The 12,451-nt window shown below is 36.7% G+C and carries 12 protein-coding genes; 11 read left to right on the top strand and 1 reads right to left on the bottom strand.

Annotated elements, in window-relative coordinates; all coding sequences use genetic code 11:
- Positions 1-174 precede the first annotated feature (174 nt).
- Together hbs and AC6UD4_RS02965 are read left to right on the top strand one after the other, a co-directional pair.
- A complete protein-coding gene (gene hbs / locus AC6UD4_RS02960) occupies positions 175-450 on the top strand; it encodes a non-specific DNA-binding protein Hbs (protein ID WP_010021419.1) in 276 nt (91 codons plus the stop codon).
- 68 nt (positions 451-518) lie between these two features.
- Entirely contained in the window at positions 519-1,784 is a 1,266-nt protein-coding gene (locus AC6UD4_RS02965) for a tetratricopeptide repeat protein (RefSeq protein WP_500693778.1), read from the top strand.
- 38 nt (positions 1,785-1,822) lie between these two features.
- On the opposite strand, the gene AC6UD4_RS02970 is transcribed toward AC6UD4_RS02965, so the two are convergent.
- A complete protein-coding gene (locus AC6UD4_RS02970) occupies positions 1,823-2,641 on the bottom strand; it encodes a site-specific integrase (protein ID WP_500693777.1) in 819 nt (272 codons plus the stop codon).
- Positions 2,642-2,755: 114 nt separating this feature from the next.
- Between AC6UD4_RS02970 and AC6UD4_RS02975 the strand changes: the two genes are divergently transcribed.
- The 9 genes from AC6UD4_RS02975 (at position 2,756) to topA (ending at position 12,399) form a co-directional block, all read left to right on the top strand.
- Positions 2,756-3,964, top strand: a complete 1,209-nt coding sequence (locus AC6UD4_RS02975; RefSeq protein ID WP_500693776.1) for a CCA tRNA nucleotidyltransferase — start codon at positions 2,756-2,758, stop codon at positions 3,962-3,964.
- A 20-nt stretch (positions 3,965-3,984) separates the two neighbouring features.
- Positions 3,985-5,904: an ABC-F family ATP-binding cassette domain-containing protein gene (locus tag AC6UD4_RS02980; RefSeq protein WP_500693775.1), complete on the top strand. Its 1,920-nt coding sequence runs from the start codon at positions 3,985-3,987 to the stop codon at positions 5,902-5,904.
- A 30-nt stretch (positions 5,905-5,934) separates the two neighbouring features.
- Positions 5,935-6,885 (top strand): thymidylate synthase, encoded by a 951-nt coding sequence (locus AC6UD4_RS02985; RefSeq protein ID WP_500693774.1) that lies wholly within the window; start codon positions 5,935-5,937, stop codon positions 6,883-6,885.
- A 9-nt stretch (positions 6,886-6,894) separates the two neighbouring features.
- On the top strand, positions 6,895-7,389 hold the full coding sequence (locus AC6UD4_RS02990) for a dihydrofolate reductase (protein WP_500693773.1): 495 nt from the start codon (positions 6,895-6,897) through the stop codon (positions 7,387-7,389).
- Between the two features lie 11 nt (positions 7,390-7,400).
- Positions 7,401-7,622 (top strand): YozE family protein, encoded by a 222-nt coding sequence (locus tag AC6UD4_RS02995; protein ID WP_500693772.1) that lies wholly within the window; start codon positions 7,401-7,403, stop codon positions 7,620-7,622.
- 17 nt (positions 7,623-7,639) lie between these two features.
- On the top strand, positions 7,640-8,515 hold the full coding sequence (gene ylqF / locus AC6UD4_RS03000; protein WP_500693771.1) for a ribosome biogenesis GTPase YlqF: 876 nt from the start codon (positions 7,640-7,642) through the stop codon (positions 8,513-8,515).
- Complete coding sequence (gene rnhB, locus AC6UD4_RS03005; protein WP_500693770.1) at positions 8,505-9,269, top strand: ribonuclease HII; 765 nt, start codon at positions 8,505-8,507, stop codon at positions 9,267-9,269. The genes ylqF and rnhB overlap by 11 nt, the downstream gene beginning before the upstream one ends.
- Positions 9,270-9,307: 38 nt before the next feature.
- Positions 9,308-10,180: a DNA-processing protein DprA gene (dprA, locus tag AC6UD4_RS03010; RefSeq protein WP_500693769.1), complete on the top strand. Its 873-nt coding sequence runs from the start codon at positions 9,308-9,310 to the stop codon at positions 10,178-10,180.
- Between the two features lie 89 nt (positions 10,181-10,269).
- Positions 10,270-12,399 carry a type I DNA topoisomerase gene (gene topA, locus AC6UD4_RS03015; RefSeq protein WP_500693768.1) on the top strand — a complete coding sequence of 710 codons (2,130 nt, stop codon included), beginning with the start codon at positions 10,270-10,272 and terminating at the stop codon, positions 12,397-12,399.
- The last annotated feature ends 52 nt before the right edge of the window (positions 12,400-12,451 follow it).

Consider the following 12,451-nt stretch of genomic DNA (forward strand, 5'->3'; position numbering starts at 1 on the left):
TTAAAATTTTTTTAGTAAATGTTAATTATACTTCCATTATTTGTTGCAATGACACCATTCTTATGCTAAATTAAGACTAGAAATGATGTAGTCGTACATCATTTCCCCTGGCTTAATCTTTAACTTATTGGGTGTTTTTTACATAAAAAACATCTATTCAGGAGGTGAATACACATGGCCAACAAAGCAGAATTAGTTAATGATGTCGCAAAGGCAACTGGTTTAACTAAGAAAGATGCCACCGCAGCTTTGGATGCAGTTTTTGACTCAATCCAAGACAAGTTGACTCACGGTGAAAAGGTACAATTGATCGGTTTTGGTAATTTCGAAGTACGTAATCGTGCCGCTCGTAAGGGACGTAACCCCCAAACTGGTGCAGAAATTCAAATCCCTGCAAGTAAAGTACCTGCCTTTAAACCTGGTAAGGCTTTAAAGGAAGCTGTTAAATAGTTTTATTTAATGGTTTAACCAGTGCGCTTATGCGTACTGGTTTTTTTATTAGTAGGAGGACATGTGTAATGACTTATTCAGAGCAAGCCTTAGACGCCCTAAAAAAGGGTGATATGAGTCAATTTAACGATGACATCAAAAAAGCCAAGGTAAATGATAGTGATGATATGATTTATTCGCTAGCAGAAGAACTTTATTCATTAGGTTTTTTAAACGAATCGATTGATATATATAAAGATCTTTTAAAAAAATATCCTGAGGAAGACGAGTTAAGAACAAGTATTGCGGATATTTTGATTTCTGAAGGCAAGATTGATAAAGCGCTTAATTATTTAAGTGAGATTAAACCTGATTCACCAAATTATGTTAATGCTTTGATGGTTGAAGCTGATCTTTATCAAACTCAGGAAATGTATAACGTTAGTGAACAAAAGTTACTTGAAGCTGAAAAAATTGATCCAGACGAAAACGTAATTAAATTTGCCCTGGCTGAATTGTATTTTTCTACCGGACAATTTGATAAAGCCATTCCTATATACTTGGGAATAATTAAACAAGGTGTTTTGAACATTTCTTCAGTTAATTTGGTTGAAAGGTTAGGGGTGGCATACGCTAATGCAGGTCATTTTGAACAGGCTATTGGATACCTTGAACAGATTAAGCCCACTGATATGACGCCAGACGTCAAATTTGAAACGGGTTTTACTTACTTACAGTTGAAGAACTACGCTAAAGCGATTGAGATGTTCAAGCAGTTGCGAGAAGAGGATCCTCAGTATGCCTCACTGTATCCTTACTTAGGGGAAGCATACATTCAAATGAATGAACCTGAAAATGCTTTAAAGGTTTATCAGGAGGGTATGAGCGTTGATCAGTATAATGTCAATATGTACATTAAAGCCGCAGACGTTGCTGCTAAACTTTCAAAAGAAGATCTAGCCCTGAAGTATCTTAATAAGGGACATCAGGTTGATCCGGATAACATGGAATTAGTTATTAAGTTATCTAATTTGTACGTTAAGCAGGGCGAATATCAAAAAAATGTTGATTTTTTGAGCCCATACGTAAAAGAAGAAGAAACCGATCCACAAATTTACTGGAATTTGGCGGTGTCTTATGCTCATCTTGAAAAGTATGATGATGCTCAAAAGTACTATGAGCGAGCTCTTCCGTACTTTGATGATAATCCTGATTTCTTACGTGAGGCGATTTTATTGTTCAGAGAGAATGGTCAAATTAAGGAAACCATTAAATTGTTAAAACATTATGTGAAACTTGTCCCGACTGATGATGAAATGGCATACATGCTTGAGGATTTAGAAGATTACGAGTAACAAAATAAGGATCAGAGTTGGATTTGATACTCTGATCCTTATTTTTGTGCTAATTTTTGATAATAGATTAGTGACGCTGGATCCATTCTTAAATCCTGTGCAAGAGTTTTGTCACTATCATTTGGATGTTGATTGAGGTAGTTAACGACGAATGCTTGGTATAGTGATTTGGGATTAAGATTCATTGCTAGGTATTCACTATCTGGCTTTAAGTATTTGTGAAGACCTGCAGATGTAATATGGCAGTTGGAAGCGATTCTTTGCTTTAAAAAGAGGTCCTTTGAATGATGACGAATTTGAAGCGGGGTAACAAATTTTTGAAAATTAGATAAAAAGGATTTTTCTTCAGGTGAAAAGTCAACGTGGTTTAATTCATGATAAAAGCCAGGTAAGAGAAACTCTGAAGATTGGTATCCCTTACTGATAAGTAACAGCGTCATTCTAGTGTAGTAGTGAACCTCAGGATCTTCGAGGATAGTTGGTAAAGAATAGATCCACTTGGTAATGTATGAATTATGTTCGTTTTTTTCCTTACTTTTAATGTTAATTGTAGGAAGATGGGTATTAAGGTGGTTGTTAAATAAGAATTTAAAATAGACGTTGATCTGAGATAAAACCTTGTTATAGGTATTGTTTCCGTTATTACGCTTAGAAATGATCATATCTAGATATTGCTCGATGTCTCGATCAAAGATTTGACTAACTCGGTGATCCGCTTGGTATCCCACGTTAAAATTAGATAAATAATTAAAAAGATCCGATAAGGTTTTGGAATACTCTCGAATGGTTACATTTGAGAGTTCTTTTTTTCTTAGATAACGTTCAAAATGATCTTGATATGGATAATTGTTACTCATGATTTGTCTCCTGTAATAAGTTACTTTAACTTAATCATAACACAAGAACCAGACACAAGCCTAACTTTTATATGATAATTTTGGTAGAATGAAATCAGTGAAGGTGTGTGGATCATGAAAATAGACAACTTACCAAGTGAATTTGATGATGCTAGAAGGGTTCTTCAGACAATTGAAGAAGCGGGATTTCAAGCTTATTTTGTTGGCGGATCAGTCCGTGACACTATTTTGCATGCACCAATTCATGACGTTGATATCGCAAGTAGTGCGTATCCTGAAGAAATTAAAACCATTTTCAAGAAGACAATTGATACTGGGATTGAACACGGAACCGTCACGGTGGTGCACGATGGTCGATCTTATGAAATCACGACGTTTAGGACTGAATCAGGATACCAAGATTATCGGCGTCCCGATCAAGTTACCTTTGTTCGATCACTTGAAGATGATTTAAAGCGTCGTGATTTTACTATCAATGCGCTTGCCATGAAAGAAAATGGTGAAATCATTGACTTGTTTGGTGGCTTAAATGATTTAAGAAATCATCTAATTAAGGCTGTTGGAGATCCAGAACAACGTTTTAATGAGGATGCTTTACGAATGATGCGTGCTGTTCGCTTTGCTAGTAAACTGAATTTTGCAATTGAAAAGAACACTTTTAATGCGATTAGTAAACATAGTTATCTATTAAAAAAGATTGCTGTGGAACGAATTAACGTGGAATTTGTAAAGATGATGCTAGGGATGGCTCCTGGCAGGGGGCTTAAACAGATGATCCAAACGAATTTAATTAAGTATGTTCCCGTCTTGGGTGATTATGTTTCTGAAATAGCTAGGTTAGGGTCACGTTCCATTTCAGAATACATTAATAATGAAGTTCAGGTTTGGTCCTTAATTGCATGTCAGTGCGAATTAAATAGTGAACAGATTGGACATCTGATGAAGAGTTGGAAGGGATCAAATAGGTTAACCGAGAACGTTAAACTAACGGTTAAAGCAACTTACAAGATTGTAAGTGATGTTTTAGATCCAGTAACGTCGTATAAAGTTGGTCGCATCAATCTTGATAACGCATGTCAAGTAGCCATGACCTTAGGTAAGGTAGTCAATATTGACCAAATAGAAAATGAATATGATCGCCTTCCGATTAAAAGTAAAAGTGAACTAAAAATTAACGGTAAAATGTTGATTGATAGAGGTTTTAAACCAGGTCCATTATTAGGAAATGTTCTTAATCAACTGGAACGTTCCGTTATAAGTGGCCAAATTAAAAATGATTCAGATTCACTACTTTCTGCATCGAAGCAAATAAATAATGATTAAAAATAATTGGAGCAGATATTGTGCAAACATTAAAAGCAGAAAACTTGACGAAGACGTATGGTGAAAAGACTTTATTTAAAAATCTTGACTTTATTATCAATGAACATGAGCGAATTGGATTAATTGGAACGAATGGAAGTGGTAAATCCTCCCTTTTAAATACTATTTCTGGAATTGATCATGATGTTAATGGGACAATTACCACTTCTAAGTCATACACAATTGGATACCTAAAGCAGGTTCCAGATTTAGATGAAAACCTAACCGTTATTGACGCTGTTTTTGCTGGTGATCAAAAGATTTTTAAAATCATCAGATCCTATGAACATGCACTTAAAAATTACTCTAAGCATCCGGAAAATTCAGATTTTGAAAAAAAGTTTGAGAATGCAGAAGCAAAAATGAATGAAGAGGATGCCTGGACGGCGGAAGTGGACGTTAAAAACATCCTTAATCAACTGAAAATTACCGATTTAGATCAAAAGGTGGGAAGCATGTCGGGTGGCCAGCAGAAACGAGTTGGATTAGCTCAGGTTTTAATTCAGTCACCTGATTTACTTTTATTAGATGAACCTACCAATCACTTGGATTTTGACTCGATTGACTGGTTGGAACGATTTTTGAGTAAATACAAGGGAGCTTTAGTATTTGTTACCCATGATCGTTATTTTTTGGATCAAATTGCTAATCAAATATGGGAATTATCATTTGGTAAACTTTATAAGTATCCCGGTAATTATCAAGATTATGTCCAGAGGAAAGCTGAACTTGATGAAGAGCAAGAGGCTGCCTCTCATAAGCAGCAACGGCTTTACAAACAAGAGTTAAAGTGGATGAAAAAAGGCGCTAAAGCTCGTTCCACTAAGCAACAAGCACGCATTAACCGATTTAACGATTTAAAAGCTGATGTTGATCAGGGCAATCCAATCGATGAAGATGTTGATATTACAATGGGGCAAAAACGGCTTGGTAAAAAAGTGATTGACATTAAACACGCTAATTTAACAATTGCTCACAAGCCAATTCTAAGAGATTTCAGCATGTTAATTCAGAACGGTGAACGAATCGGAATTAGTGGTGAAAATGGCGCTGGAAAGTCAAGCTTTTTAAATGCAATTGCTGGAAAGCTTCCACTTCAGTCCGGCACCATTGATATTGGTGAAACCGTCAAAATGGCATATTATACACAAAAAATGGAGAAAATCCCGGAAGACAAACGTGTTATTAGTTATTTAACTGATATCGGTGAAAATGTGGTTGATAAGGATGGAAATAAGGTCAGCGTTACCAATCTATTAGAACAGTTCCTTTTTCCTAAATTTATGCACGGAACTTTGATCCGCAAGCTTTCAGGCGGAGAAAAAAGACGCCTTTATTTACTGAAATTATTGATGGAGCAACCAAACGTGCTGCTTCTTGATGAGCCAACTAACAATCTCGATATTGGGACCTTAACGGTTTTAGAGGATTACATCAAGCACTTTAATGGAACAACGATTACAGTATCTCATGACCGTTACTTTCTTGATAAAGTGGCTGATCGATTATTGATTTTTGATGGGAATGCTAAGATTGAGCGTTATACTGGTCAATTTACTGATTATCTACAAAAAATGAAAATGCAAAGGAAACAGGTTCATCATGATAGTAAGAACCAAACCAATAGCCGATTAGATGAAGCTAAAGATAGCACTTCCGAGAAAAAAAGCACGAAATCGAAAACCAAGTTAACGTATGCTGAAAGAATTGAGTGGGATAAGATCGATGGCAAGATTAATTCTTTAGATCGACAGACTAAAGATGTAAAAAAACAGATGCAAGAAAATAGTTCGGATTACGATAAGTTAGCAGAGTTACAACGAAATCTTGATGAATTAAATCAGAAATCGGATCAATTAATGAACCGATGGGAATATTTGAGCCAGTACGTTGATGAGTAGTTGTTTTTATTAAAAAAGGAAGAGATTAAAATGTTAGAGGATGCATATTTAAATCTAGAACGTTACGTTTTAGAGAATGGTCATAAAAAGTCAGATCGAACTGGTACCGGAACCATTAGTACGTTTGGGTATCAAATGCGTTTTAACTTACAGGATGGCTTTCCGCTTTTAACCACTAAGGCAGTTCCTTTTCGGTTGATTAAGTCAGAATTACTCTGGTTTTTGCGGGGTGATACTAACATTCGTTATTTACTGAAACATAATAATCATATTTGGGACGAATGGGCGTTTGAAAAATGGATTAATTCTGACGAATATCATGGACCCGATATGACTAATTTTGGTTTGCGTTCACAAAGTGATCCTGAATTTAATGAAGAATACCAAAAGCAGAAAAAAATATTTTGTGAGCAGGTTTTAAATGACGATGATTTTGCCAAAAAATATGGCGATCTAGGCCTAGTTTATGGGAGTCAATGGCGTAACTGGAAAACGAGCAATGGTAAGGCGATTGACCAGATTAAAAATGTTATTAGTACCATTAAAACTAATCCTGATTCCAGAAGAATGATTGTGAGTGCTTGGAATCCAGAAGATATTCCTAGTATGGCTCTTCCACCTTGTCATGTAATGTTTCAGTTTTACGTAAACGATGGCAAGTTAAGTTGTCAACTGTATCAGCGTAGTGGTGATATTTTTTTAGGAGTTCCATTTAATATCGCAAGTTATGCTTTACTTACTAGTTTAATTGCCAAAGAGGTCGGATTAATTCCTGGTGACTTTGTCCATACGTTGGGTGATGCTCATATTTACAGTAATCACATTGATCAAGTCAAAGAGCAGTTAACGAGAAAGCCACACCCAGCTCCACGTCTATGGCTAAATCCCGATAAGGAAAGTATTTTTGATTATGATATGGATGATATTAAGGTGGTTGATTATCACCATGACAAGCCAATTAAAGCGTCAGTGGCAGTATAGGAGATTATTATGTTAGCTTATATTTGGGCAGAATCAAATGGACATGTCATTGGAAAAGATGGTAAATTACCCTGGCACTTGCCGGATGACATGCAATTTTTTAAACGTAATACGATCGATCATCAAATTCTAGCTGGTAGAACCACGTATGATAGTTTTAAAAGACCATTACCAAGACGCAAAAATTTGGTTTTGACTCACCGCCCGCAGAGTGATTTTCCGAGTGGGGTTGTGACCTTTAAAACGGTTGATGAATTTTTGAAGTATGCAAAAAGATACCCTAATGAAATGATTTTTGTGGTTGGCGGAACGTCTGTATTTGAAGATTTGTTGCCGTTTGTTGATTATCTGTATCGCACTAGTATCAATCATGATTTTGATGGGGATGTTAAAATGATTGATATTGATTATTCTCAATTTGAATTAGAAAAGAAGATTTCTGGAAAAGTTGATGAACATAATGTTTATCCGCATACTTTTGAGATATTTAAGCGTAAGAAATAAGAGGTAAGAAATTGAGAAAAAGTTTTTATGAATTTTTAATGACTAGAAGACATCCAGGGAGTTCCGATCCGATTGCGGAGTTTGCTAATAATGCGTTCTTTGATCAATTATTTCCAAAGCAAGAGGATAATTTTGAAAGGCTTTCTAAGTACTTGGAGGAAAATGCTGGTTATTTACCATCCATGACAATTTTTGATGATGCATGGAAAGAGTATCTTGCCTACCTCGATTAACGATAAAGGAGCAGTAAATGGGAAGTAATATACAATGGTTTCCTGGACACATGGCGAAAGCTATTCGTCAGTTTGAGGAAAATGTCCACGTTGTTGATATTATTTTTGAATTGGTTGATGCAAGGATTCCGTATTCATCGATTAATCCAGAGATTAAGCGAGTATCAGGTAGTAAACCACGCTTGTTTATTTTAACTAAATCTGATTTAGCTGATCCAAAGATGACTAAAGAATGGTTAGATTACTTTAATAGTACGGGATTATCGGCCATCTCAATCGATTCAAAATCACGTGGGGTCAGAAATAAGATTGAGACTGCTGCTCGGAAAGTTCTGAAGGATAAGTTAGAACAATCGCAAGCAAAGGGATTAAAAAAAGATATCATTAAGGCTGTCTGTGTTGGGGTTCCGAACGTTGGTAAGTCAACTTTGTTGAACCAGTTAGTTAGTAAGAGATCAGCAGCGGTTGGCAATCGTCCGGGAGTAACTAAGGGTCAACAATGGTTAACCTCCAGTAAAACGATGGAATTATTGGATACTCCCGGAATATTGTGGCCAAAGTTTCAAAATCAAGAGATTGCTGATAAATTAGCGTTAACGGGAGCAATTAAGGAGAGTATTTATCATCCTGATGATATTGCTTTATTTGCGCTTCATTTTTTTCGTAGTCACCATAGCGACGAGATCTTGAAACGTTATCATTTGGGTCCGTCCGATTTAAACTTAAGTGATGTTGAGTTATTACTTAAAATTACTGAAAAGATTGGAATGAAAGACGATTACGACCGAGCCAGCGTCAGGATTATTAATGATGTTCAAAAGGGAAAATTAGGGCGTTTTACGTTAGATTCCCTTGAACTGGTGGAAAGAAATGAGTATGGTAATGACGATTAGAGAAATTTCTGAGCGGTTTGCTAACGTTGATAATGTTAGTGATCCGCTTTTTGTCCGCTTTGGGGATGATCCACGAATTGGAGTTCAAAGAATTATTAAGAGAACGTTGAAGCGAATTAATACCCAGACCGAGAAAAAACGTGATTTTTTAACCAGATTTAAATATGAAAAAGAAATATGGCAACGCGGGGTGAAGTATATTGCTGGCGTTGATGAAGTGGGCAGAGGGCCGCTTGCTGGTCCAGTAGTCGCTGGTGCGGCAATTTTACCAGTTGACTTTGATCTTATTGACGTCAATGATTCCAAAAAATTAAGTGATGAAAAAAGACGAGAACTAGTTCCAAAAATCAAAAAGGAAGCGATTGCTTACAACTATTTTGCGGTTTCAAGTCAGATGATTGATCAAGTCAATATTTATGAAGCAACTAGAATTGCCATGAAAAACGTAATTAGTAAGTTAGATCCACAGCCAGGTCATATTATTGTGGACGCAATGACAATTGATGACAGTATTCCGCAGACTAGGTTGATTAAGGGAGACTCAAAATCAGTTAGTGTTTCTGCTGCTAGTATCCTTGCTAAGGTTTTTCGAGACGATTTAATGAATGAATACGCTCGTAAGTATCCTGGATATGGATTCGAACGAAATGCGGGTTATGGAACCAAAGAACATTTACGGGCTTTAGATAAACTTGGCCCGACCCCAATTCATCGCAAGACTTTTTCACCAGTATTAAAAACAATCAATCATTAATTTACGTATTTATCCATAGACAAACCAGGAGGTAGAAAATGGATAAACGGAAATTATTGCTTAGAATCAAGTTATGTCGTGGGATTGGGATTAAAGGCGAAGCAATTCTTGCACGGTGGGTTAAGGGGACTTCAGTTGAAAACATGTCTTTATCTGAGGTTGAAGGTGAATTAATCAATCTATTAAAACGTCATCATTTGCAGACAACGAAGTTTAAGAATTCATTTTTAAGTAGTGAGTTAGAGCGATCTTTTCGTTTGAACCAAAAGTGTCATTGGATAACCATTCTTGATGATGGTTATCCTGAACAACTTGCTGATATTTATTGTGCGCCAATTGTGCTTTTTTACGTTGGAGATGTGTCGTTGCTTACAACACGTTCGATTTCTGTGGTAGGTGCACGACAGTGTACAAGTTATTCAATCGCAGCAATTAAGGATATTATTACGCGTCCAGTACTTAAAAAGTTTACGATTGTGTCTGGTCTGGCTAAGGGAGTTGATTGTTTAAGTCATCAGTGTGCTTTAGCACATGATGGCCGTACAATTGCGGTGATTGGAACAGGCCTCGACCGTTTTTATCCCGCTGAATGTACGCAGCTTCAGGATAATTTGATGAGAACCAACCTGGTTATCAGTGAGTATCCATTAGGAAGTAAACCCTTAAAATACCATTTTGTGGAACGAAATCGCATCATTGCTGGTCTTTGCGAAAAATTAATTGTTGTTGAGGCAAAGCAAAGGTCAGGAAGTTTAATTACTGCTAGTTTGGCTTTGTCTGAAAATCGGGATGTCCTTGCCATACCAGGTAATATTACTTCTCCACTTTCTAAGGGTTGTAATCAACTAATTGCTTCTGGAGCACGTCCTTGTTTGAGTGATAATGATGTTTTGGAAGATTCTTTAGTTTGACAGGTCTTTAAAACTGCAATATGATATGGAAGAAATTTAAACGGAAATTATCATGTATTAATGAAGAAAAAATAACGAGGATAATTTTAATGGCCACAACTTCTGTAGCAAAGACAAAGAAAACAACTAAAACAAAAAAACGTAAAGCAAGTTCAAGAAAGAAAAAATTAGTGATTGTCGAATCGCCAGCTAAGGCAAAGACGATTCAAAAGTATCTAGGAAGTACCTATAAGGTCGTAGCAAGTAAAGGACACGTTCGTGATCTCCCTAAGAGTAGGATGGGCGTGGACATTGAAGACGATTTTAAACCTGATTACATTTCAATTAGGGGGAAGGGTGACGTAATTAAAATGCTAAAGTCTGAGGCTAAGAAGTCGAAGATGATTTATTTAGCATCTGACCCTGATCGTGAGGGTGAGGCAATTGCCTGGCATGTTTCTCACGTATTGAATCTTGACGTTAATGATCAAAATCGGGTGGTCTTTAACGAAATTACCAAAGATACCGTTAAGGATGCTTTCAAACATCCAAGAACGATTGATATGAATCTCGTGGATGCCCAACAAGCACGTCGGGTTTTGGATCGATTAGTGGGATATTCAATTTCTCCACTGCTTTGGAAAAAAGTAAAAAAGGGCTTAAGTGCCGGACGGGTGCAGTCAGTGGCATTGTGGTTAGTGATTGATCGGGAACGTCAGATTAGAAAATTTGAGCCCGAAGAATACTGGACAATCGATTCTGAATTTAAGTCTGGTCGTTCAAAGTTTAAAGCCAGTTTCTACGGTCTTAATGGCAAGAAAGCGAAACTTGCGAATAATGATGATGTGCAAAAAGTTTTAAAACAAATTGATCCAAAAGCTGATTTTGATATTACAAAAGTCACTAAAAAAGAACGACGGAGACAACCAAACGCACCATTCACAACCAGTACTCTTCAACAAGACGCCAACCGGAAATTAAATTTTAAGACTGGACGAACAATGATGGCTGCCCAGCAACTTTATGAGGGAATTAATATTGGCAAAGAAGGAAGCCAGGGTCTCATTACCTATATGAGAACTGATTCAACAAGAATCTCATCAATTGCTAAGCATGAGGCAGCTACCTTTCTTCATGAAAAGTATGGGGCAGAATACTCTGCTAATAAACCAATTAAGGGGAAAATGCCAGAGGGTGCTCAGGATGCGCACGAAGCAGTCCGACCTACATCCGTTTATCGGACTCCTGCAAGCATTAAACAATATCTTACTAAGGATCAATATAAACTTTACAATTTAGTTTGGTCACGATTTGTAGCTAGTCAAATGACTCCAGCAATTATGGATACTGAAACAGTAACCATTGAACAAAATGGTGTAACGTATCGTGCTAACGGCTCAAAGATGAAATTTGAAGGTTTTTTGAAAGTCTATTCAAATGGGAAAGAGAAAGATAATATCTTGCCTGATTTAAATAGTGGTGACACCGTTAAATTATCTAAAAATAATCCAGACCAACACTTTACTCAACCACCAGCTCGATACACTGAAGCCAATCTGATTAAAACTTTAGAAGAGAATGGAGTGGGACGTCCATCTACCTATTCGCCAACATTAGGTACAATTCAAAAACGTTATTACGTTAAACTAGTTGGAAAACGATTTGAACCAACCGAACTCGGTGAGATTGTAAATAAAATTATTGAAGAGTACTTTCCTGACATTGTCAACGTTGATTTCACGGCTGATGTCGAAGGAAAATTGGATGAGATCGAAGAAGCTAAAGAAAAATGGGTTGAAGTTGTAGATCACTTCTATCAACCATTTTCAAAAGAAGTTGATCATGCGGAACAGCTTATGGAAGATGTTCAAATTAAGGATGAATTAGCCGGGTTTAACTGTGAGATATGTGGTGCGCCGATGGTCGTAAAGATGGGGAAGTATGGCAAGTTTTACGCTTGTTCACGCTTTCCTGATTGCCGCAATACTCAAGCAATTGTCAAAGAAATTGGTGTAACTTGTCCGAAGTGTAAGAAAGGCCAAGTTATTGAACGTAAAACAAAAAAGAATCGGTTGTTTTATGGATGTTCACGTTATCCTGAATGTGACTTTGTTTCATGGGATAAGCCAATTGGAAGAGATTGTCCAAAGTGTGGTCATTTCTTGGTTGAAAAAAAGGTTCGCGGTGGCATGCAAGTGATTTGTCCAAACGGCGATTATAAAGAAGACATTCAGAAATAATTAAAATAGCTGTTCCTCGGAACGGTTTTATTTATAAGGTAAAATGTAAAAA

It is taken from the genome of Fructilactobacillus sp. X3R5C2 (assembly GCF_059901175.1).

Coding starts and splice junctions, on each gene's coding strand:
- hbs (WP_010021419.1), top strand. CDS start 175: ATGGCCAACAAAGCAGAATTAGTTAATGATGTCGCAAAGGCAACTGGT.
- AC6UD4_RS02965 (WP_500693778.1), top strand. CDS start 519: ATGACTTATTCAGAGCAAGCCTTAGACGCCCTAAAAAAGGGTGATATG.
- AC6UD4_RS02970 (WP_500693777.1), bottom strand. CDS start 2,641: ATGAGTAACAATTATCCATATCAAGATCATTTTGAACGTTATCTAAGA.
- AC6UD4_RS02975 (WP_500693776.1), top strand. CDS start 2,756: ATGAAAATAGACAACTTACCAAGTGAATTTGATGATGCTAGAAGGGTT.
- AC6UD4_RS02985 (WP_500693774.1), top strand. CDS start 5,935: ATGTTAGAGGATGCATATTTAAATCTAGAACGTTACGTTTTAGAGAAT.
- AC6UD4_RS02990 (WP_500693773.1), top strand. CDS start 6,895: ATGTTAGCTTATATTTGGGCAGAATCAAATGGACATGTCATTGGAAAA.
- ylqF (WP_500693771.1), top strand. CDS start 7,640: ATGGGAAGTAATATACAATGGTTTCCTGGACACATGGCGAAAGCTATT.
- rnhB (WP_500693770.1), top strand. CDS start 8,505: ATGACGATTAGAGAAATTTCTGAGCGGTTTGCTAACGTTGATAATGTT.
- dprA (WP_500693769.1), top strand. CDS start 9,308: ATGGATAAACGGAAATTATTGCTTAGAATCAAGTTATGTCGTGGGATT.
- topA (WP_500693768.1), top strand. CDS start 10,270: ATGGCCACAACTTCTGTAGCAAAGACAAAGAAAACAACTAAAACAAAA.